The organism is Streptomyces sp. NPDC104202, assembly GCF_055584185.1.
In genome coordinates this window covers 1-21,472 of record NZ_JBVJMN010000083.1, presented here as the reverse complement: position 1 = coordinate 21,472, position 21,472 = coordinate 1, and the positions used below count along the sequence as shown (strand labels likewise).

General features: G+C 74.3%; 15 protein-coding genes. 12 read left to right on the top strand and 3 right to left on the bottom strand.

Annotation, left to right across the window (positions count from 1 at the left end; genetic code table 11):
- Positions 1 to 48: 48 nt before the first annotated feature.
- Together ACZ60W_RS34060 and ACZ60W_RS34055 are read right to left on the bottom strand one after the other, a co-directional pair.
- Positions 49 to 1,620 (bottom strand): alpha/beta hydrolase, encoded by a 1,572-nt coding sequence (locus ACZ60W_RS34060; RefSeq protein ID WP_469759274.1) that lies wholly within the window; start codon positions 1,618 to 1,620, stop codon positions 49 to 51.
- Positions 1,621 to 1,798: 178 nt separating this feature from the next.
- Entirely contained in the window at positions 1,799 to 4,447 is a 2,649-nt protein-coding gene (locus ACZ60W_RS34055) for a lysylphosphatidylglycerol synthase domain-containing protein (protein ID WP_469759273.1), read from the bottom strand.
- 150 nt (positions 4,448 to 4,597) lie between these two features.
- On the opposite strand from ACZ60W_RS34055, the gene ACZ60W_RS34050 reads away from it, so the two are divergent.
- The 8 genes from ACZ60W_RS34050 (at position 4,598) to ACZ60W_RS34015 (ending at position 17,264) form a co-directional block, all read left to right on the top strand.
- On the top strand, positions 4,598 to 5,014 hold the full coding sequence (locus ACZ60W_RS34050) for an MGMT family protein (protein WP_469759272.1): 417 nt from the start codon (positions 4,598 to 4,600) through the stop codon (positions 5,012 to 5,014).
- A gap of 176 nt (positions 5,015 to 5,190) precedes the next feature.
- Positions 5,191 to 8,631 carry an ATP-dependent helicase gene (locus ACZ60W_RS34045; protein WP_469759271.1) on the top strand — a complete coding sequence of 1,147 codons (3,441 nt, stop codon included), beginning with the start codon at positions 5,191 to 5,193 and terminating at the stop codon, positions 8,629 to 8,631.
- 153 nt (positions 8,632 to 8,784) lie between these two features.
- The gene (locus ACZ60W_RS34040) at positions 8,785 to 9,552 is read left to right on the top strand and encodes a hypothetical protein (RefSeq protein ID WP_469759270.1); all 768 of its coding nucleotides are present in this window, start codon (positions 8,785 to 8,787) and stop codon (positions 9,550 to 9,552) included.
- A gap of 89 nt (positions 9,553 to 9,641) precedes the next feature.
- The gene (locus ACZ60W_RS34035) at positions 9,642 to 10,445 is read left to right on the top strand and encodes a hypothetical protein (protein WP_469759269.1); all 804 of its coding nucleotides are present in this window, start codon (positions 9,642 to 9,644) and stop codon (positions 10,443 to 10,445) included.
- A gap of 59 nt (positions 10,446 to 10,504) precedes the next feature.
- Positions 10,505 to 14,044, top strand: coding sequence for a UvrD-helicase domain-containing protein (locus ACZ60W_RS34030; RefSeq protein WP_469759268.1), 3,540 nt, complete (start codon positions 10,505 to 10,507; stop codon positions 14,042 to 14,044).
- Positions 14,045 to 14,054: 10 nt separating this feature from the next.
- On the top strand, positions 14,055 to 15,488 hold the full coding sequence (locus ACZ60W_RS34025) for a dipeptidase (RefSeq protein WP_469759267.1): 1,434 nt from the start codon (positions 14,055 to 14,057) through the stop codon (positions 15,486 to 15,488).
- A gap of 35 nt (positions 15,489 to 15,523) precedes the next feature.
- Complete coding sequence (gene nudC / locus ACZ60W_RS34020; RefSeq protein WP_469759266.1) at positions 15,524 to 16,471, top strand: NAD(+) diphosphatase; 948 nt, start codon at positions 15,524 to 15,526, stop codon at positions 16,469 to 16,471.
- Between the two features lie 22 nt (positions 16,472 to 16,493).
- Complete coding sequence (locus ACZ60W_RS34015) at positions 16,494 to 17,264, top strand: class I SAM-dependent methyltransferase (protein ID WP_469759265.1); 771 nt, start codon at positions 16,494 to 16,496, stop codon at positions 17,262 to 17,264.
- 99 nt (positions 17,265 to 17,363) lie between these two features.
- On the opposite strand, the gene ACZ60W_RS34010 is transcribed toward ACZ60W_RS34015, so the two are convergent.
- Complete coding sequence (locus ACZ60W_RS34010) at positions 17,364 to 17,606, bottom strand: mycoredoxin (protein WP_369146392.1); 243 nt, start codon at positions 17,604 to 17,606, stop codon at positions 17,364 to 17,366.
- 147 nt (positions 17,607 to 17,753) lie between these two features.
- Here ACZ60W_RS34010 and ACZ60W_RS34005 point away from each other — a divergent pair, with 147 nt between their 5' ends.
- The 4 genes from ACZ60W_RS34005 (at position 17,754) to ACZ60W_RS33990 (ending at position 21,326) form a co-directional block, all read left to right on the top strand.
- Positions 17,754 to 19,937: an ATP-dependent DNA helicase UvrD2 gene (locus ACZ60W_RS34005; RefSeq protein WP_469759264.1), complete on the top strand. Its 2,184-nt coding sequence runs from the start codon at positions 17,754 to 17,756 to the stop codon at positions 19,935 to 19,937.
- A gap of 173 nt (positions 19,938 to 20,110) precedes the next feature.
- Positions 20,111 to 20,467 (top strand): hypothetical protein, encoded by a 357-nt coding sequence (locus tag ACZ60W_RS34000; RefSeq protein ID WP_469759263.1) that lies wholly within the window; start codon positions 20,111 to 20,113, stop codon positions 20,465 to 20,467.
- A gap of 170 nt (positions 20,468 to 20,637) precedes the next feature.
- Entirely contained in the window at positions 20,638 to 21,006 is a 369-nt protein-coding gene (locus ACZ60W_RS33995; RefSeq protein WP_469759262.1) for a WhiB family transcriptional regulator, read from the top strand.
- Complete coding sequence (locus tag ACZ60W_RS33990; protein ID WP_469759261.1) at positions 21,003 to 21,326, top strand: hypothetical protein; 324 nt, start codon at positions 21,003 to 21,005, stop codon at positions 21,324 to 21,326. Before ACZ60W_RS33995 ends, ACZ60W_RS33990 begins: the two co-directional genes overlap by 4 nt.
- The last annotated feature ends 146 nt before the right edge of the window (positions 21,327 to 21,472 follow it).

The window sequence follows — 21,472 nt, the reverse complement described above, 5'->3', positions numbered from 1 at the left end:
CTCATCCACGAGGTCCGGGCCCTTCCCGTGCGCCGAGGGGCGGCCGGGCTACTTGCAGACGGTCCCCGAGGGCGGCACCTTGCCGTCCAGGAGATAGGCGTCCACCGCCTTCTTCACGCACGTGTCGCCGCTGTTGTAGGCACCGTGGCCCTCGCCCTCGTACGTCAGCTCCACGCCGACGCCCTTGCCGAGCGCGTTCACCATCGCCCGGGCGCCCTCGTACGGCGTCGCCGGGTCGCCGGTGTTGCCGACGACCAGGATCGGGGCCGAGCCGGGCGCCGACACGTCCGGGTGCTCCCAGACGCCGGGCACCGGCCACTGCGAACAGCTCGCCAGCGCCCAGCCCATGAAGTCGCCGAACACGGGCGACGCCTCCCGGAACTGGGGGAGCCGCTCCTTCGCCTGGCCGAGCGTGTAGCGCTCCTTGAAGTCCACGCAGTTGATGGCGGCGTTGGCGGCCTGGATGTTGCTGTAGGAGCCGTTCTGGTCGCGCCCGTTCATCGCGTCCGAGAGCGACAGCAGCAGCGCCCCGTCGCCGCCGTCCGCCGCGTCGAGGCCCTGCTCCAGATAGGTCCAGTAGTCCTTCGAGTACAGCGCCTGCGCGATGCCGTTGGTCGCCTGCGTCTGGGTGAGCTTGCGGTCGCCGATGCCGGGGATCGGGTTCTTGTCCAGCGACGCCAGGAGCTCCATGACGAAGCCCTCGATCTCGGCCACGGTCGAGCCGGGCAGGGTGCACGCGTCGCCGCGGTCGACGCAGTCCTGGGCGAAGTTGTCCAGCGCGAGCTGGAAGCCCTTCGCCTGGCCGAGGGCGCCGTCCTCGACGCCCGCCTCCGGGTCCACCACCGCGTCGAAGACGGCCCGGCCGACGTTCTTCGGGAACATGTGGGCATACACGCCGCCGAGTTCGGTGCCGTACGAGATGCCGAAGTAGTGGAGTCGGTCGTCACCGAGGACCTGCCGCATCAGATCCATGTCCCGGGCCGCGTTCTCGGTGCCGACGTGCGGCAGGGCGGCGCCCGAGTCCCGCTCGCAGCCCCCCGCGTACTTCTTCTGCGCCTCCGACAGCGTCCGCTCCTCCGCCTCGTCGTCGGGCGTGAAGTCCAGGGCGTAGTAGGCGTCGAGCTCCTTGTCGGTGGCGCACTCCACCGGGTCGCTGCGGCCCACCCCGCGCGGGTCGAAGGAGACCAGGTCGTAGCGGCTGCGCAGGGTCTCGTAGTCCGCGGCGAAGCCCGGCAGGGCGGTGACCCCGGAGCCGCCGGGGCCGCCGAAGTTGAAGACGAGCGAGCCGATCCGGCGGGCGCCGTCCTTCGCCCTCGCCCGGATCAGCGCCAGCTCGATCGTCTCGCCCTCCGGCACCGACCAGTCCAGCGGAGCCTGGAGGAAGGAGCACTCCCAGGCCGCGCCGCCGGGCAGCGGGGAGGGCGCCGGCCCGCCGCCCTCGGCCGCCGACGGCGGCGGACAGGGAGCCCAGGACAGCTTCTGCTCCGTCAGCGCCGCGACCCCGGTGCCGCTCGCCTTCGTCGGTTCCGCCGTGTCGTCGCCCCCGTCCGAGCACCCGGCGGCGAGCAGCACGGTGGTGGCGGTCAGCAGTGCGGCGCGCTGGGCGACGGAGATCGGCATACCCCCATGGTGGGCCGCCGCCCCCGCCCCCGCGCGGGACGGAGGTCCATGCGGGTGGCCGGGGGTGGCCTGCCGGTCATGCCGGGTTCGCGGGGCCTGATCGGCAGGACCTAGGGGGTGTCGTCAAAATCCCCTCGTTGCCCGAAGGGCGGGGCAGAGGGGATTTTGACGACAGACCCTAGAGCGCCTCGCGCTTCGTCAGCCAGTTGAAGCAGAGCCAGCCCGGCAGGACCGGGATCCAGAGGGTGAGCAGGCGGTAGAGGAGCACCGCCGGGGTCGCGACCTCGATCGGCAGGCCCACGACCACCAGGCCGGCGGTCAGCGCGCCCTCGACCGCGCCGACACCGCCCGGCGTCGGCGCCGCCGAGCCGAGCGCGTTGCCCGCGAGGAAGACCACGGCCACGCTCGCGTAGCTGATCGACTGGTTGCCGTCGCTGAAGGCCCGGATCGAGGCGTCCAGGCAGAGCACGAACGCGCCCGTGAGCAGCAGCATCCCGCCGATGCCGGTCACCAGCTTCATCGGCCGCTGGAGCACGTCCAGCATGCGCGGCACCACGCCCGCGAAGAGCGAGCGCAGCCGCGTCGACACGAACTTGCGCATGAAGGGGATCGCCGTCACGACCAGGACGAGCACCGCCACCGTCAGCAGGCCCGCGATCACCGTCCTCGACGGCGTGAACGACTGCGACTTCTCCGTCCCCGTCAGATAGCCGAAGGAGAGCAGGAGCAGGATGTGCGCCCCGAGACCGAACAGCTGCGAGGCGCCGACGCTCGCCACCGCCAGGCCGGGCCGGACGCCCGCGCGCTGGAGGAAGCGGGTGTTCAGGGCGACGCCGCCGACGGCCGCGGGGGCGACGATCTTCACGAACGAACCGGCGATCTGCGCGACCACCGTCCGCCAGAACCCCACCCGCTCGGGCACGAACCCGAGGAGGCTCATCGCCGCCGCCACATAGCTGAGCGCGGAGAACACCACGGCTGCCGCGACCCAGCGCCAGTCCGCCTCGCTGACCGTGGACAGCGGCGTCCGGGCGATCTGCGAAAGCAGGAAGTAGGCGGCGACCGCGCCCGCGATGAGGCTGACCAGGGTCCGCGGCTTGATCCGCTCCAGCCGCACCGGCTCCACCGGGGCCTGCGGGCGGATCAGCAGCACCTGCTGGCGGATCTGGGCGAGCAGGTCCTCCTCGCGGGCCTCGTCGAGCGCCTCGTCCAGGGCCCGCTTCTCGGCCTTCTTGTCCGCCTTCTTCTCGGCCTTGGTCTCCGCCCGCACGTCCTTCAGGTCGGCGGGGGCCGAGGCCGCGTCCTTCGCCAGCTCCCGCTCGTGCTTGGCCGCCTCCGAGGCGGCGAGCACGGCCTCCCGCTCGCGGGCCGACCGATCCCGGGCCTGTCTCCGCAGCGTCGCGCGCGTGGAGCGGCTCAGCGCGATCGGCTGGAGCAGGGGCAGACAGTCGGCGACCGCGTCCGGGCCGAGCACCTCGACGGCCGCGGCCACCGCGCGCTCGGCGCCGACCCGCAGGCCGAGCGTGGTGAGCAGCTGGGCGATGTCCATCCGCAGCACCAGATCGCCGGCCGCGATCTCGCCGCCCCGCAGGTCGGTGAGGACCACCCTGCCGGAACGATCCACCAGGATCGCGTCCCCCGCGAGCCTGCGGTGCGCGATCCGGCGCGACTGCAACGCCCTGACCTGCCGCCACGCGCCGGTGACCAGCTCGTCGGTGATCTCCTCGTCGTCCAGCGAGTCCAGGCTCCGGCCGCCGATGTGCTCGTACACGAGCATCACGGCGTCCGGGCCGAGCTCGGAGGTCGCGATCAGCTTCGGCGCGTTCGCCCCGGCGGCGATCGCCGCGTACGCGAGGAGCGCCTCCTGCTCCAGCGCCTGGCGGAGCGAGACGATCGACCGGCGGGTGGTGATCGTCCGGAGGGTGATCCGCCGCCACGCGCGGTAGAAGAAGCCGTGCGCCTGCTGCTCCCGGTCGACGACGGTGACGTCGAGCGGCGGACCGTTCTCCAGGGTCACGATGTAGCGGCGGCCGCGGTCCCCGCTGTCCGCCGCGTCGGGCACGCCCTCGGCGCGCAGCGCCGTCACCGGCCGGAAGCCCACCCGCCGCAGTCCGGCGAGGAGGGTCTGTCCCGTGGGCCGCACGTTCGGCGAGCCCACCGCGTAGAGGGTGCCGTAGGCGACGGTCCAGCCGATCAGCACGGTCAGGATGATCGACAGGGCGGTGGTGTAGCCGGCCACCAGCATGGTGAAGGCGTCGAGCGCCAGCACCACCCAGAGCGACACCCGCCAGCGGGGCCTGCGGGCCATGCCCACGGCGGTCATGTAGGCGATGACCGGGGCGAGGTAGTTGTGCACCGGGTCGGTCAGCCCGCCGCCGGACTGCGGCTGGGTCAGTGCGTCCTGGATGGTGCCGGGCGCGGCCTGGGCGACCCAGAGGTCGGTGGCGAGGGTCACGCCGTGCGCGAGGACGGCGGCGAGGACGCCGTCGGCGATGCGCAGTCCGTCGCGTTTGATCAGCCGCTCGATGGCGAAGGCGACCGGGACGAGCAGGACGGCGATGGAGGAGAAGAGACCGGCGATCTTGACGAAGACGTCGGGGGCGCCGACGGCGCCCTTGTTGATGTCCTCCTCCAGGCCCGAGGTCGTGGCGTGGGCGAACGCCGCGATCGCGATGACCAGCCCGATGGCGAGCAGGCCGACGAGCAGCCGCATCAGGTCGGACGGCCGGTGGACCCGGGCGGCGAGCAGGGGCTCGTCGCCGGAGACCCGCTCGGGCACGTCGGCCTCGCCCCCCTCGGGAGGCTGCGTGTCCTGCCCCATCAGCATGTCCGTCTCTGCCCGCGTGTCTTCTCGATCACGTTCTTGTTCTCGTACTTGTCGCTCTTGATCTCGTATCACCAGTCACCGCCCGGACGATGGTGGCACGAAGAGCCCTCGCGCGGAGGCATCAGGGCCATGTCGGTGGGGTGAGGCAGGATGGTGCGGATGAGCATGGAGGAGCCCGTGGGGGAGACCGGAGAACTGCCCGAGTACGCGGAGCGGGTGCTCGACGTCGCCGACGGGATCCCGCCCGGCCGGGTCATGACCTACGGAGACGTGGCCGAATGGCTGGGCGAGGGCGGCCCCCGGCAGGTGGGCCGGGTGATGGCGCTCTACGGCGGTGCGGCGCCGTGGTGGCGCGTGGTCCGGGCGGACGGCACGATCCTCCCCGGCCACGAGCTGCGGGCCCTCGGCCACTACCGCGAGGAGGGCACCCCGCTGCGCGCGGCGGGCCCGTCGGCCGAGGGGCACGTGCCCCGGGTCGACATGCGGCGGGCGCGCTGGGACGGCACCCCGGACCCCGGCCGGCGGGACGGCGCCGGCGGCGCCGGGGGTGCCGGAACTCACACCTGAGGGCGGGGGCCAGGAAGGCGCGGGCGGGACGGCCCCGCCGCGGTGGAAGCGGCCCGGAGTACGGCTCGTCGACGGCCCGCTTCGCGTAACGTCGACGTTCGCGTCTCCCGAGGCGGCGGCCACGGCACACGGCCGCCTCACCCGCACCACCACACCCACCAGGACCGGCGATCCACGTGAGCACCTCCTCCACCACCCGGCGTACGCCGCCGCACCAGGGACAGCCGTACCCGGGTTCGGGACGGCAGCGGACCCCGGGCGCGTACCGGCTGGTGCGCACCACACCGGCCCCCCAGGATCCCCCTCAGCTGGACGCAGTCCAGCGGCAGGTGGTTGACCACGCGAGCGGACCGCTCCTCGTCCTCGCCGGACCCGGCACCGGCAAGACGACGACGCTGGTCGAGGCGGTCGCCGCCCGCGTGGAGAGCGGCACCGACCCCGAGCGCCTCCTCGTCCTCACCTTCAGCCGCAAGGCCGCCGTCGAGCTCCGCGACCGCATGGCCGCCCGGCTCGGCGGCCGCCGCCCGCCCCAGGCCACCACCTTCCACTCCTACTGCTACGCCCTGATCCGGGCCCATCAGGACGCCGAGCTCTTCGCCGAACCGCTCCGGCTGCTCTCCGGACCCGAGCAGGACCTCGCCGTACGCGAGCTGCTGGCCGGCCAGATCGACCTGGAGAAGGCGGGCCTCGGCCGGGTCGGCTGGCCCGACGAACTCCGCGCCTGCCTCACCACCCGCGGCTTCGCCGACGAGGTGCGGGCCGTCCTGGCCCGCTCCCGCGAGCTGGGCCTCGGCCCCGACGCCCTGGCCCGGTTCGCCGACCGGGTCGGCCGCCCGGACTGGAAGGCGGCCGCCGGCTTCCTCGCCGAGTACCTCGACGTCCTCGACCTCCAGGGCGTCCTCGACTACACCGAGCTCGTCCACCGCGCCGTCCTGCTCGCCGAGCGGGTCACCCTCCCCGCGTACGACGCCGTGTACGTCGACGAGTACCAGGACACCGACCCGGCGCAGGTCCGGCTGCTGCACCGGCTCACCGGCGGCGGACGCTCCACCGTCGTCGCCCTCGGCGACCCCGACCAGTCCATCTACGCCTTCCGCGGCGCCGACGTGAACGGCATCCTCGACTTCCCGGCCTCCTTCGGCGGCGCCGACGTCCGCGTCCTGCGCGCCTCCCGCCGCTCCGGCGCCACCCTCCTCGGCGCGACCCGGCAGCTCGCCCAGCGGATGCCGATGCCCCGGCTCCCCGCCGACAAGGTCCGCGCCCACCGCGACCTCGCGGCGGTGCGGGACGGCGGCCGGGCCGAGGCGTACACCTACCCCACCGCCTCGGCGGAGGCCGAGAACATCGCCGACCTCCTCCGCCGCGCCCACCTGGAGGACGGCGTCCCCTGGCAGGACATGGCCGTCCTCACCCGCGCCGCCGCCGCGCTCCCCTCCCTCCGCCGCGCCCTCACCTCCGCGGGCGTCCCCGTGGAGACCGACGCCGCCGACACCCCCCTCCGCCACGAACCGGCGGTCGCCCCGCTCCTCCTGGCGCTGCGAGCGGTCTCCTCGGCGTCCCCTTCCGCCGCCCCGTCCGTTCCGGAGGCCGGGCCTCAGGACGACGAGCCCCAGGAGGCCGAGCCCCGGGACGACGACCTCCAGGAGGCCGGGCCTCAGGACGACGAGCCCCAGGAGGCCGAGCCCCGGGACGACGACCTCCAGGAGGCCGGGGCGGACGCGGCGCCGGCCGCCGGCGCGGCCGCGTGGCTCCCCGTCGACACCGCCCTCGACCTCCTCGCCTCCCCCCTCGCCGGCGTCGACCCCGCCGACCTGCGCCGCCTCGGCCGCGCCCTGCGCGACGAGGAGCGCGCCGCCGGCAACAAGGTCCCGCCGCCCTCCGACGTCCTCCTCGCCCGCGCCCTCGCCGAGCCCGAACGGCTGGTCGCCCACGACCCCGCCTACGCGCGCGGGGCCAGGCGGCTCGGCGACCTGCTCCGCGAGACCCGTACGCTCCTCGCCGGGGGCGGCACCGCCGAGGAGGCGCTGTGGGTGCTGTGGAACGGCACCCCGTGGCCCGGCCGTCTGGAGCGCGCGGCCCTGCGCGGCGGACCCGCGGGGCGCAACGCCGACCGTGACCTGGACGCCGTCTGCGCGCTGTTCGAGACCGCCGCCCGCGCCGAGGAACGCGTCGGCGGCCGCGGCGTCCTGAACTTCCTGGAGGAGCTCGACGCCCAGGACATCGCCGCGGACACCCTCACCCGCCGGCACACCCGCCCGGACGCCGTCCGGCTGATGACCGCCCACCGCTCCAAGGGCCTCGAATGGAGCCTGGTCGTCGTCGCCGGCCTGCAGGAACGCCTCTGGCCCGACCTGCGCCGCCGCGGCTCGCTCCTCGAAGCGGACCGCATCGGCCGCGACGGCCTCGCCGAACCGCTCACCCCCGGCGCCCTCCTCGCCGAGGAGCGCCGCCTCTTCTACGTCGCCGCCACCCGCGCGCGTGACCGGCTCGTCGTCACCGCGGTGAAGGCCGCGGCCGAGGACGGCGACCAGCCCTCCCGCTTCCTCACCGAACTCGGGGCCGAGCCGAAGGACGTCCCCGGCCGCCCCCGCCGCCCCCTGGCGGTCTCCGCCCTCGTCGCCGAGCTGCGGGCCACCACCGTCGACCCCGCCGCCTCGCCGGCCCTGCGCGACGCCGCGGCCGACCGGCTCGCCGCCCTAGCCGCGCTCACCGACGAGGACGGCCAGCCCATGGTGCCGGCCGCGCACCCGGACCGCTGGTGGGGACTGTTCGAGCCGACCCGCAGCACGGCGCCGCTGCGCGAGCGCGACCGGCCCGTGGCGCTCTCGCCGAGCTCCCTGGAGAGCCTGGTCGGCACGTGCTCCCTCCAGTGGTTCCTCGGCCGCGAGGTCAAGGCGGCCGCCCCGGCCACCGCCGCGCAGGGCTTCGGCAACGTCGTCCACGTCCTCGCCGACGAGGTCGCCTCCGGCCGCACCCCCGCCGACCTCGACGTCCTCATGGCCCGCCTGGACTCCGTCTGGGACGGCCTCGCCTTCGACGCGCCCTGGAAGTCGGCGCAGGAGAAGGGCCACGCGCGCGTGGCCCTCGAACGCTTCCTGCGCTGGCACGTGCTCGACCGCGGAGGCCGCACCCCGGCCGCCACCGAGCACGGCTTCGACGTGACCCTGGAGGCGGGCGACTACGAGGTCCGTATCCGCGGCTCCATGGACCGGGTGGAGACCGACGAGCAGGGACGCGCGTACGTGGTCGACTTCAAGACCGGCAAGTCGGCGCCCACCCGCGACGAGGTCGCCCACCACCCGCAGCTCGCCGTCTACCAGCTGGCCGTCCGCGAGGGCGCGCTCGACGAGGTCTTCGACGGCCGCCGCCCCGAGCCCGGCGGCGCCGAACTCGTCCAGCTGCGCCAGAGCGCCCCGCAGAAGGAGGGCGGGGACGCCCTGCCGAAGGTGCAGGCGCAGCAGCCCCTGGAGGGGGAGTGGGTCGGCGAGCTGCTCGCCGACGCCGCGGGCCGGGTCCTCGACGAACGGTTCACCCCGAGCACCGGGCAGCACTGCACGACCTGTGCCTTCCGGGCCTCGTGCAGCGCCCGCCCCGAGGGCCGCCAGGTCGTCGACTGAGACGACGGGCCGCCTCCCTGTGCGGAGCGTCACGTTCTCCCCCGTACATCCTTTTCCGGGCCCAACCGGTCATGTCTCCGCGACGTCCGCACAAGGACGTCGTGAAGACACGCTGTGAGAAAGCCGTCCGGGACGGCTGTGAGGAGTGCGCGCATGAAGGTCGACAGGAAGCTCTGGACGGTGGCGGCGGTCTGCGCGGCCGTGGTCGTGGGTGCGACGGGCTGCTCCAAGGACGAGGCCGAGGCCGCCGACCCCTTCGCGGGACTCACCGCCGACGCCATCGCCGACAAGGCGGTCGAGACCACCAAGGCCGCCACCGCCTTCCGCATGCACGGCACGGGCAAGACGGACGGCGAGGAGGCCACCGTCGAGTTCTCCGTCGACGACAAGGGCAACTGCAAGGGCTCGATGCAGGCCGCCAAGGGCGGCAAGGCCGACATCGTCGGCACCGGCGGCACCACCTACATGAAGGGCGACGACGCCTTCTGGAAGTCCTCCGGTGGTGACGAGGGCGCCTCCGCCGAGGAGTCCGGCGCCATGTCCACGCTCCTCAAGGGCCGCTGGCTGAAGATGCCGAGCGAGGCCGGTGACGAGGGCCCCGGCGCGTTCTGCGACCTCAAGCAGATCGTCAAGGACATGGACGAGGACACGCCGCGCAAGGGCATGACCCGCGAGGCCGACGGCGACGTCGACGGCAAGCCCGTCGCCGTGCTCAGCAAGAAGGACACCGCCAAGGGCGAGACCGCCACGTTCTACGTCGCCAAGGACGCGGCCAAGCCGTACATCCTGCGCGTCGTGACGACCGGCGGCAAGGACCCGGGCACGGTCGACCTGAGCGACTTCGACAAGCCGGTCACCGTCGCCGCCCCGCCGGCCGCCCAGACCGTGGACATGGCGGAGCTCATGAAGGGCGCCTCCTGACGCACGGGCCGCCCGCGCCTGAGTAGCGGGCACGCGTGCGCGGGGCGACGCTGGTGGGACGGCCCGGGGGGATCGGCGAGGAGGCTCGCATGACGTCCCACTCCCACCGCACGCTCCGCGCGGCGGCCGTCGTCTGCGCGGCCGTCGCCGTCGCGGGCCCCGCCCCGGCGGCCTGGGCCACGGCCCCGGCCCCGCCGCGCGCCGCCGCCGTGGCGCCGTCCCCCGACCCCTTCGCCGGGCTCTCCGCCGACGAGATCGCGGACCGGGCCGTCACGGCGACCCGGTCAGCGACCTCGCTGCGCATGACCGGCCGGGTCGTCACCGACGGCCAGCCCCTCGACATCGACTTCGCCGTCAGCGACAAGGACGAGTGCACCGGCCGCATGAAGATCAGGGGCGGGGTCGCCGAGCTCCGCAAGGCCGACGACATCACCTACATGAAGGGCGACGAGGCGTTCTGGCGGGCCTCGATGACCTCCCAGGGCATGCCCGAGCCGCAGATCGCCGCCACCATCGAGCTCATCAAGGGGCGCTGGCTGAAGATCGCGCCCGGGCAGGCCGGCAGCGAGGACCTCGGCGGCGTCTGCGACCTGCAGTCCCTCCTGTCCGACCTCGGCAAGGACAAGGAGGACCGCGCCGGACTCACCCGCGGGCCGGACGCCGAGGTCGACGGCACCCCCGTCGCCACCCTGGTGAAGAAGGAGGACGGCGAGACCACCACCGTCTCCGTCGCCCGCGAGGGCAAGCCGTACATCCGGAAGATGGTCAAGGCCGGCGGCGACGAACCCGGCACGATGCTCCTCTCCGACTACGACAAGCCCGTCCGCGTGGTCGTCCCGCCCGCCGACCAGACCGTGGACCTCACGCGGCTCGACCCCGGCACGTCGGTGTAGGACCGGGCCGGGATCCGTACGGGGCCGGAATGTCGGCGGGTCCGGTTAGCCTCTTTGGGGTGACCGCACGCATCACCGACCCCGAGCAGCTCAAAGAGCTCCTCGGCATCCCCTTCACCCCGGAGCAGACGGCCTGCATCACCGCGCCGCTCGCCCCGCAGGTCGTCGTGGCCGGAGCCGGCTCCGGCAAGACGACGGTGATGGCCGCCCGGGTGGTCTGGCTGGTCGGCACGGGCCAGGTCGCCCCCGAGCAGGTCCTCGGCCTCACGTTCACCAACAAGGCCGCCGGCGAGCTCGCCGAGCGCGTGCGCACCGCCCTCGTCCGCGCCGGCGTCACGGACCCGGACGGCGTCGGCCCCGGCCACGACCCCTCGGCCGCCGCCGACCCCTACTACCTTCCCGGCGAGCCCCGGATCTCCACGTACCACGCCTTCGCCGGACAGCTCCTGACCGACCACGGACTGCGCATCGGCCTGGAGCCCACCTCACGGCTCCTCGCCGACGCCACCCGCTACCAGCTCGCCGCCCGCGTGCTGCGGGAGGCCCCCGGCCCCTACCCGGCGCTCGGCCGGTCCTTCCCGACGCTCATCACCGACCTCCTGGCCCTCGACGCCGAGCTCGCCGAGCACCTCGTCCCGCCCGAGCGGCTCGACGCCCACGACGCCGCGCTGCTCGACGCCCTCGCCGGCGCCCGCCTCAGCAACGCGGAGCTGCGCAAGATCCCCGAGGCGGCCGCCGCCCGCCGCGAGCTCCTCGACCTCGTCGTCCGCTACCGCGCCGCCAAGCGCTCCCGCGACCTGCTCGACTTCGGCGACCAGATCGCGCGCTCCGCCGAGCTCGCCACCACCCGGCCCGAGGTCGGCGAGATCCTGCGCGGCGAGTTCCGGGTCGTCCTCCTCGACGAGTACCAGGACACCTCCGTCGCCCAGCGCCTGCTGCTCTCCGGGCTCTTCGGGCAGGGCACCGGGCACGCCGTGACCGCCGTCGGCGACCCCTGCCAGGCCATCTACGGCTGGCGCGGCGCGTCCGTCGCCAACCTGGACGACTTCCCCGAGCACTTCCCGCACGCGGACGGCCGGCCCGCCGACCGCTTCTCCCTCTCCGAGAACCGGCGCAGCGGCGGCCGCCTCCTCGACCTGGCCAACGGCCTCGCCGCCCCCCTGCGCGCCATGCACGCGGGCGTGGAGGCGCTGCGGCCCGCGCCGGGCGCCGAACGGGACGGCAGCGTGCGGATCGCGCTCCTGCCCACCCACGCCGAGGAGATCGACTGGCTGGCCGACTCCCTCGCCCACCTCGTCCGCACCGGCCGCGAGCCCGGCGAGATCGCCGTGCTGTGCCGGACGGCCACCGACTTCCCCGCCATCCACGCGGCCCTCGTCGCCCGGGACGTCCCCGTCGAGGTCGTCGGCCTCTCCGGCCTCCTCCACCTGCCGGAGATCGCCGACCTCGTCGCCGTCTGCGAGGTCCTCCAGGACCCGGGGGCCAACGCCGCCCTGGTCCGGCTCCTCACCGGCCCCCGCTGGCGCATCGGCCCCCGCGACCTCGCCCTCCTCGGCCGCCGCGCCCGCCTCCTGGTCCACCGGGGCGGCGACGAGCCGGACCCCGAGCAGCGGCTCGCCGCCGCCGTCGAGGGCGTCGACCCGGCCGAGGTCGTCTCCCTCGCCGACGCCCTCGACACCTTCCTCGGCGGCTCCGGCGGCGCCGAGGACGACGGCCTGGCCTTCTCCGCCGAGGCCCGGGTGCGCCTCGCGCGCCTCGCCACCGAGCTGCGCGCCCTGCGCGGCTCGCTCGCCGATCCCCTCATGGACGTCCTCCACCGGGTCCTCGGCGCCACCGGCCTGGAGGTCGAGCTGTCCGCCTCGCCCCAGGCCCTGGCCGCGCGCCGCCGCGAGACCCTCGGCCACTTCCTCGACATCGCCGCAGGCTTCGCCTCCCTCGACGGCGAGGCGACCCTCCTCGCCTTCCTCGGCTTCCTGCGCACCGCCGTCCAGTTCGAGAAGGGCCTCGACAGCGCCCTCCCCGGCGGCGAGAACACCGTCAAGGTCCTCACCGCCCACAAGTCCAAGGGCCTGGAGTGGGACGTCGTCGCCGTCCCCGGCCTCGTCGCCGGCCAGTTCCCCAGCGCCCGGGCCCGCGAGTCCTGGACCTCCCAGCCCCAGGTCCTCCCGCACGCCCTGCGCGGCGACGCGCCCACCCTGCCGGCGATCGACACCTGGGACGCCAAGTCCCTCACGTCCTTCAGGAACGCGATGCGGGACCACCAGCACACCGAGGAGCTCCGCCTCGGCTACGTCACCTTCACCCGCCCCCGCTCCCTCCTCCTGGGCTCCGCCCACTGGTGGGGCCCCGCGCAGAAGAAGCCCCGCGGCCCCTCCGACTTCCTCCACGCGCTGTACGAGCACTGCGCGGCGGGCCACGGCGACATCGAGTCCTGGGCCGACGAGCCGGCCCCCGACGCACCGAACCCGTCGCTCGCGGACGCCGCCCTGGACCGGCCCTGGCCCCTCCCGCTCGACGGCGAGGCCCTCGCCCGCCGGCGGCAGGCGGCGCGGCAGGTCCTGGCCCGGCTATGGGCGGACGCGCCCGAGGACGGGCCCGGCGCCCCGCGCCCGGAGCCGGGCGCACACCACCCGCGCGCGCAGGAGCCGCCCGCCGCGGACGACTCACGGCCAGGGGAGGAACCCGCCCGGGCCGAGGAACCCGCCCGGCCCGAGGAACCCGCCCGGCCCGAGGAACCCGCCCGGCCCGAGGAACCCGTCTGGGACGAGGACGAGGAACCCGTCTGGGGCGAGGACGAGGAGGCCCTCCCCGAGGACACCCACGCCGACGCCGTCCCCGCGCCGCGCGAGCCCGCCGCCCCGCCCGCGGAGCCCCCGCATGCCGGGCTCACCCCCGAGGACGCCCGGACCATCGCCTCCTGGGACCGCGACCTCACCTCCCTCACCACCGAGCTCCGTCGCGCCCGCGCGACGACGCGCGACGTCCTGCTGCCCGCGTACCTCTCCGCCTCCCAGGTGCTCCGGCTCGCCGCCGACCCGGACGGCTTCGCCCAGGAGCTGGCCCGGCCCATGCCCAAGGCGCCGCAGCCCGCCGCCCGCCGCGGCACCCGTTTCCACGCGTGGGTGGAGTCCCGCTTCGAGGAGCTGCCGCTGCCCTTCCTCGGCCCGGAGGAGCTGCCCGGCGGGGAGGACTTCGCGGGCGAGCCGGAGATCCTCGACGAGCGGGACCTGGAGGGCCTCAAGGAGGCGTTCGCCCGCACGCCGTACGCCCGGCGCACCCCGTACCGCGTCGAGGTCCCCGTGCACCTCACCCTCGGTGGCCGGGTCGTCCGCGGCCGGATCGACGCCGTCTACCGGGACCCGGACACCGGCGCCTACGAGATCGTCGACTGGAAGACCAGCCACCAGCGGACCGCCGACCCGCTCCAGCTGGCGATCTACCGGCTCGCATGGGCCGAGCAGCACGGCCTCGCGCCCGAGGACGTCGCCGCCGCCTTCGTGTACGTCCGCACGGGCGAGGTGGCCCGCCCCGCCCGCCTGCCGGGCCGGGCCGGGCTCGAAGCCATCCTGCTTGGCGGAGCACCCCCGGACGCCGGATAGGCTCGGAGGCATGAGCGAGACCCCGGACAGCGCCGTCCACGCCGTACGCACGTACATCGAGCAGCACCGCGAGGCCTTCCTCGGCGATCTCGCCGAGTGGCTGCGCATCCCCTCGGTGTCGGCGCAGCCGGAGCGGGCCGGGGACGTCCGGCGCAGCGCCGAGTGGCTCGCCGCCAAGCTCACCGGGACGGGCTTCACGACCGCCGAGGTCTGGGAGACCGACGGCGCCCCGGCGGTCTTCGCCGAGTGGCCCTCGGACGACCCCGACGCCCCGACCGTCCTCGTCTACGGCCACCACGACGTCCAGCCCGCGGCCCGCGAGGACGGCTGGCACACCGACCCCTTCGAGCCCACCGTGGTCGACGGCCGGATGTACGCGCGCGGGGCGGCCGACGACAAGGGCCAGGTGTTCTTCCACACACTCGGGGTCCGCGCCCACCTCGCCGTCACCGGCCGCACGGCGCCCGCCGTCCACCTCAAGCTGCTCGTCGAGGGCGAGGAGGAGTCCGGCTCCCCGCACTTCCGCGCGCTGGTCGAGTCCCGCGCCGGGCGCCTCGCCGCCGACGCCGTGATCGTCTCCGACACCGGCATGTGGTCCGAGACGACGCCCACCGTGTGCACCGGCATGCGGGGCGTCGCCGACTGCGAGATCGAGCTGTACGGCCCCGACCAGGACATCCACTCCGGCTCCTTCGGCGGCGCCGTCCCGAACCCGGCCACCGTCGCCGGCCGGATCGTCGCCGCCCTGCACGACGCCGACGAGCACGTGGCCATCCCCGGTTTCTACGACGGGGTGACCGAACTCACCGACGCCGAGCGCGCCCTCGTCGCCGAGCTGCCCTTCGACGAGGCGGCGTGGCTGCGGACGGCCAAGTCCCACGGCACCCTCGGGGAGGCCGGCTTCTCCACCCTGGAGCGGGTCTGGGCCCGCCCCACCGCCGAGGTCAACGGCATCGGCGGCGGCTACCAGGGCCCCGGCGGCAAGACGATCGTCCCCGCCTCCGCCCGGCTGAAGCTGTCGTTCCGGCTCGTCGCGGGCCAGGACCCCGACAAGATCGAGCTCGCCGTGCGCGCGTGGCTCGACGGACTCGTCCCGGCCGGCATCCGCCACGAGATCGTCTTCGGCGCCCCGACCCGCCCGTGCCTCACGCCGCTCGACCACCCTGCCCTCAAGGCGGTGGCCGGCGCCATGAGCCGGGCCTTCGACGGCGCCACGGTCCGCTACACCCGCGAGGGCGGCTCCGGACCGGCCGCCGACCTCCAGGACGTCCTGGACGCACCCGTCCTGTTCCTCGGCATCTCCGTCCCGTCCGACGGCTGGCACGCCCCCGACGAGAAGATCGAACTCGATCTCCTCATGAAGGGCGTCGAGACGACCGCCTACCTCTGGGGCGACCTGCCCGCCGCCCTGGGGCCCGGCCGGCCGGCCGGCGCCGAGCGCTGAACCCACACACCGATCCGGGGGAGTTGGAAGCACCTGTGAGCACCCTGAACAACGCGTCCGCGGACCGACCGATCTCGCTCACCGCCCCGAGCGGCGTCGACCGGGCGGCCCACCACCGCCTCGACGAGGCGTGGCTCGCCGCGGCCTGGAGCCACCCCACGACCCGGGTCTTCGTGGTCTCCGGGGGCCAGGTGCTGATCGACGACCGGCCCGACGGCACCACCGAGCTCGTGATGACCCCGGCGTTCGAGGCGCCGGTCACCGAGACGCACCGCTACTTCCTGGGCACGGACGCCGACGGGGTCTCCTACTTCGCCCTCCAGAAGGACTCCCTGCCGGGCCGCATGGACCAGTCCGCCCGCCCCGCCGGGCTGCGCGAGGCCGGGCTGCTGCTCTCGGACCGGGACGCGGGCCTCATGGTGCACGCGGTCGCCCTGGAGAACTGGCAGCGCCTCCACCGCTTCTGCTCGCGCTGCGGCGAGCGCACGGTCATCGCCGCCGCCGGCCACATCCGCCGCTGCCAGGCGTGCGGCGCCGAGCACTACCCGCGCACCGACCCCGCGGTGATCATGCTCGTCACCGACGACCGGGACCGGGCGCTGCTCGGCCGCCAGGTCCACTGGCCCGAGGGCCGCTTCTCCACCCTGGCCGGCTTCGTCGAGCCCGGCGAGTCCATCGAGCAGTCCGTGGTCCGCGAGGTCTTCGAGGAGGCGGGCGTCACGGTCGGCGAGGTCGAGTACATCGCCAGCCAGCCCTGGCCCTTCCCGTCCAGCCTCATGTTGGGCTTCTTCGCCCGCGCCACCTCCTCGGAGATCACCGTGGACGGCGAGGAGATACACGAGGCGCGCTGGTTCTCCCGCGACGACCTGACCGCCGCCTTCGAGTCGGGCGAGGTGGTGCCCCCGTACGGCATCTCGATCGCCTCCCGGCTGATCGAGCGCTGGTACGGCAAGCCGCTGCCCAAGCCCGGTGACGTGGTCTGAGCCCTCTGGCACGATGCCGGTCATGACGCGGGACAGGGTGGACGACGACGCGCGGCCGGCGGGCGCCTGCCGGCGGGCCGACGAGATGCCCGAGGCGTCGCTCCGTGACTGGACCCGGCTGATCGGGTCCTTCACGGACCGCCCGGCCCCCGCGATCGTGGAGGTCGGCGCGGGCACCGGCGTGTTCTGCGCCGCCGCGGCCCGCTGGCTCGCCCCGTCGACGGTGGTCGGCGTCGACCCCTCCGCGGAGATGCTCGCCGAGGCCGTGCGCCACCACGTCCACCGCGCGGTGCACTATCTGCGCGGGGACGCGGAGGCGCTGCCGGTCCGCTCCGGCGCGTTCGACCTCGCGCTGCTGTCCCGGGTGATCCACCACCTGCCCGACCGCCCCCGCGCGGCCGGAGAACTGGCCCGGGTCCTGCGGCCCGGGGGAGTGGTGGTCGTCCGGACGACCTTCCGGGACCGCCTGGACGCGCTCGTCTACGACTACTGGCCGAAGCTGCGCGAACTGGACCGGACGCGGTTCCCGTCGGCGGACGAGATCCGCGAGGACTTCGCCTCGGCCGGCTTCACCGTGCGGAAGGTCACGTCCTTCGCCCGGCCGGTCGCCGACGACCTGCGGACCTACCACGCGCGGTTGACGGCCGGCCCCCAGGCGCAGTTCGGCCGTCTCAGCCCGGCCGAGTTCGAGGACGGGCTCGACCACCTGGCGGCGGACGCCCGCCGCGAGGGCGCCACCGGCCCGGTCCCGGTCGACGAGCGCTACGACCTGATGGTCCTGGCCGCCCCCTGAGAGCCCCCGCGCGCTTCCGGCCTTCGCGGCGGCCGGCCCCGGACACGAAGGACCCCCGGCCGGGCGGTCCGCCGGCCGGGGGTCCGAGAGCGCGGTGGCTCAGACGCCGATCTTCTGCTTGACCTGCGCGAGCGAGGGGTTCGTCAGCGTGGAGCCGTCGGGGAAGAGGACGGTCGGCACGGTCTGGTTGCCGCCGTTGGCCTTCTCGACGAACGCGGCCGAGTCGGGGTCCAGCTCGATGTTCACCTCGGTGTACGCGATGCCCTCGCGGTCCATCTGGCTCTTCAGCCGACGGCAGTAGCCGCACCACGTGGTGCTGTACATCGTCACAGTGCCCTGCATGGCGAGGCGCTCCTCTTGTTTCGCTGACGGGTGCCGAGAAGGAGAACGTACGCCCCGGCCTCACCATTCCCGGAATTCGTATGACCGGAGCCACGGCCTGTGGACGGTCCTCCGCACCGACCCCGCCGGACCTGGCAGCATGGCGGAGTGACAGCAGCAACGCACTCCACTCTCTTCCCGCAGGTCCCGGAGACGGCCGACGCGGTGCTCGACGGGCTCGACCCCGAGCAGCGCGAGGTCGCGCTGGCCCTCACGGGCCCGGTGTGCGTGCTCGCCGGCGCCGGCACGGGCAAGACGCGGGCCCTCACCCACCGCATCGCCTACGGCGTCCGGGCGAACGTGCTCCAGCCCTCCAGCGTGCTGGCCGTCACCTTCACGAACCGGGCCGCGGGAGAGATGCGGGGCCGCCTCCGGCAGCTCGGCGCGGGCGGCGTCCAGGCCCGCACCTTCCACTCCGCCGCCCTCCGGCAGCTCCAGTTCTTCTGGCCGAAAGCAGTCGGTGGCGACCTGCCCCGGCTCCTGGAGCGGAAGATCCAGCTCGTCGCCGACGCGGCGGCCCGCTGCCGCGTCCGGCTCGACCGCAACGAGCTCAGGGACGTGACCGGCGAGATCGAATGGGCCAAGGTCACCCAGACCGTCCCCGCCGACTACCCGGCCGTGGTCGCCAAGTCCGTCCGGGAAGCCCCCCGCGACCCGGCCGAGATCGGCCAGATCTATGCCATGTACGAACAGCTCAAGCGCGACCGCTCGGTGATCGACTTCGAGGACGTGCTGCTGCTCACGGTCGGCATCCTCCAGGACCGCCACGACATCGCCGACCAGATCCGCCGGCAGTACCAGCACTTCGTCGTGGACGAGTACCAGGACGTCTCGCCGCTCCAGCAGCGGCTGCTCGAACTGTGGCTCGGCGACCGGGACAACCTCTGCGTCGTCGGCGACGCCAGCCAGACCATCTACTCCTTCACCGGCGCCACCCCCGACCACCTGCTGAACTTCCGCACCCGCCACCCGGGCGCCACCGTGGTCAAGCTGGTCCGTGACTACCGCTCGACCCCGCAGGTCGTCCACCTCGCCAACGGACTGCTGAGCCAGGCCCGCGGCCGGGCCGCCGAGCACCGCCTGGAGCTGATCTCCCAGCGCGACCCCGGCCCCGAGCCCGCCTACGCGGAGTACGCCGACGAGCCGGCCGAGGCCGAGGGCACCGCACGCCGCATCCGCGACCTCATCGCCGCCGGCGTCCCCGCCGGGGAGATCGCCGTCCTCTACCGGATCAACGCCCAGTCCGAGGTGTACGAGCAGGCCCTCGCCGACGCCGGCGTGCCCTACCAGCTGCGCGGCGCCGAGCGCTTCTTCGAGCGCCAGGAGGTGCGGGAGGCGGGCGTCGCCCTGCGCGGCGCGGCCCGCGCCGGGGGCAACGACTCCCTCCTCGACGACGCCGAGGACCTCCCGGCCCAGGTCAGGGCCGTCCTCTCCACCAAGGGCTGGAACGACCGGCCGCCGGCCGGCTCCGGCGCGGTCCGCGACCGCTGGGAGTCGCTGGCCGCCCTCGTCCGGCTCGCCGAGGACTTCGCCCGCGCCCGGCCCGGGGCCACCCTCTCCGACCTGGTCGCCGAGCTCGACGAGCGGGCCGCCGCCCAGCACGCCCCGACCGTCCAGGGCGTCACGCTCGCCTCGCTGCACGCGGCCAAGGGCCTCGAATGGGACGCCGTCTTCCTGGTCGGCCTCACCGAGGGCATGATGCCGATCACCTACGCCAAGACCGACGAGCAGGTCGAGGAGGAGCGCCGCCTGCTGTACGTCGGCGTCACCCGCGCCCGGCTCCACCTCACGCTCTCCTGGGCCCTCTCCCGCTCCCCCGGCGGCCGGGCCTCCCGGCGCGCCAGCCGCTTCCTCAAGGGGCTGCGGCCCGGCTCCGGCTCGCTCGGCGGCGCCACGGCCGCGGGGCGCGGCGGCGTCTCCCGCGGTGGCGCCGGCGGCGGGGTCCGGCGCACGATGCGGGGACCCGTGCTCTGCCGGGTCTGCGGGGCGACGCTCACCGAGGCGGGCGCCATGAAGCTCATGCGCTGCGAGGACTGCCCCTCGGACATGGACGAGGGGCTGTACGAGCGGCTCCGCGACTGGCGCGCCGGCCAGGCGCGGGAGCTGGGCCAGCCCGCCTACTGCGTCTTCACCGACAAGACCCTGATGGCCATCGCCGAGCGCGTCCCGACCACCGACGGTGAGCTGTCCTCGATCGCCGGCGTCGGCATGCGGAAGCTGGACCGCTTCGGGGCCGACGTCCTGGCCATCTGCGCAGGTGAGGAGGGAGGGGCGGGCGTCGGCGAGGACTGAGGAAAACTCGTCGGAAAAATAGTTTGCGCCTGCCCCGCCACGCGCCATAGGTTCTTAACCACGGAAACGGCGGCTTCTTCGAAGCCCTGTCTTCGTGCTGTACTTGTCCATATACATATCGAGGGCCCGGCTCGCACCCGAGCCCTCCGAGACGCCGAGAGGAGGCGATTCCAGTGATCAGCAAGACCATTCAGACCAGCTCCGTCAGCACCGCCAGCTTCGTCGGCATGGCCAAAATGACCGATCGCTCGGTCGTCTCCGCCTGCACCCTCGGCCTCTCCGCCTCGGTTCTCATTGGCACCGGTCTGCCCGTCGCCGGCCTGCCCGTCGCCGGTCTCTCCGGTCTCGGCGCGGTCGCCGTGGAGCGCCGCAATGAGCGACCGACCAAGGCACTGGAAGCAGGAGCAGCAGGCAAGGCCACGGTTTATGGCTTTGCGGCGACCGGTGCCGGCACCCAGCAGCAGACGACGATGCACCACCACACGATGTGGGCCTTCCGTGGGCTCGAACCCTGGAGTGATCCAGTCTGATCCATGATCAGACCGGCGCCTTCAGGGCCGCGGAACCCCACCCGGGATCCGCGGCCCTTCTGTTTGTCCCCGAACGGGGAGGACGGAGCGAAGGGGCCTCGGGCAGAACACCCGGTACCAGCCGAAACCCCGGCCAACAGGCCGGAACGACCAGACGAGGAAAAACCACCGTGCAACTCGAAGCGCACGCCCCGTCCGTACCGCCTTCCGATTCGATCCCCCTGCCCGGCCTCACGGAGGACCCCGCTTTGACCCCCCTCACCGCGCTCACCGCGCTCGACGACGCCATCGAGAACCTCGGCGTCCCCGTCCCGTGTCGCGCCTACGACCCCGAGGTCTTCTTCGCGGAGTCCCCGGCCGACGTCGAGTACGCGAAGTCCCTCTGCAAGACCTGTCCGCTCGTGGCGGCCTGCCTGGCCGGTGCCCAAGAGCGCCGGGAGCCCTGGGGCGTCTGGGGCGGCGAGCTCTTCGTCCAGGGCGTGGTCGTCGCCCGCAAGCGGCCCCGTGGCCGTCCGCGCAAGAACCCGGTCGCGGCATGAGCGCCACCGGAACCATCGACCGCCCCCTCACGCACGATCCCCAGAAGCAGGCCCCGATGACCTCTTCCGCAGACGAGCCGTTCGGCTCCGCGACCCCAGTCTTCTCCCCCGCCGCGGCCCACGCCGCGCGTCAGAACAGGACCCGTGAAATGCAACTCATCCCAGAAGCCCTGGCCCGTGCCCATATGCACGAGCGTCAGCGTGAGGCCGACGCGGAACGCCAGGCCGTGCGCCTGGTCGCCGCCCGGCGCATGCAGCGCCGCGCCGAGCGCGTCTCCCTGCGCGCCCGCCGCGCGCTCGCCATGGCCGTCATGCACTGAGCAGTGACCTCGCGCCCCACCCGGGGCGCCGACGCGGGGGGGGGGGCGGAGGGAAAGGACCCCACGGGGCGTTGTCCGGGTAGGGGTTCCCCCCCCGGGGCCCCGTCCCCCAAGGGAACAAAGACCCTCCCCCCAAAAAAGGCCCC

What these genes read in the sequence shown, in the direction of transcription:
- ACZ60W_RS33990 (WP_469759261.1), top strand. Translation starts at nt 21,003, where the DNA reads ATGAGCGCCACCGGAACCATCGACCGCCCCCTCACGCACGATCCCCAG.
- ACZ60W_RS34055 (WP_469759273.1), bottom strand. Translation starts at nt 4,447, where the DNA reads ATGCTGATGGGGCAGGACACGCAGCCTCCCGAGGGGGGCGAGGCCGAC.
- ACZ60W_RS34010 (WP_369146392.1), bottom strand. Translation starts at nt 17,606, where the DNA reads ATGCAGGGCACTGTGACGATGTACAGCACCACGTGGTGCGGCTACTGC.
- ACZ60W_RS34035 (WP_469759269.1), top strand. Translation starts at nt 9,642, where the DNA reads ATGACGTCCCACTCCCACCGCACGCTCCGCGCGGCGGCCGTCGTCTGC.
- ACZ60W_RS34040 (WP_469759270.1), top strand. Translation starts at nt 8,785, where the DNA reads ATGAAGGTCGACAGGAAGCTCTGGACGGTGGCGGCGGTCTGCGCGGCC.
- ACZ60W_RS34015 (WP_469759265.1), top strand. Translation starts at nt 16,494, where the DNA reads ATGACGCGGGACAGGGTGGACGACGACGCGCGGCCGGCGGGCGCCTGC.
- ACZ60W_RS34060 (WP_469759274.1), bottom strand. Translation starts at nt 1,620, where the DNA reads ATGCCGATCTCCGTCGCCCAGCGCGCCGCACTGCTGACCGCCACCACC.
- ACZ60W_RS34050 (WP_469759272.1), top strand. Translation starts at nt 4,598, where the DNA reads ATGGTGCGGATGAGCATGGAGGAGCCCGTGGGGGAGACCGGAGAACTG.
- ACZ60W_RS34025 (WP_469759267.1), top strand. Translation starts at nt 14,055, where the DNA reads ATGAGCGAGACCCCGGACAGCGCCGTCCACGCCGTACGCACGTACATC.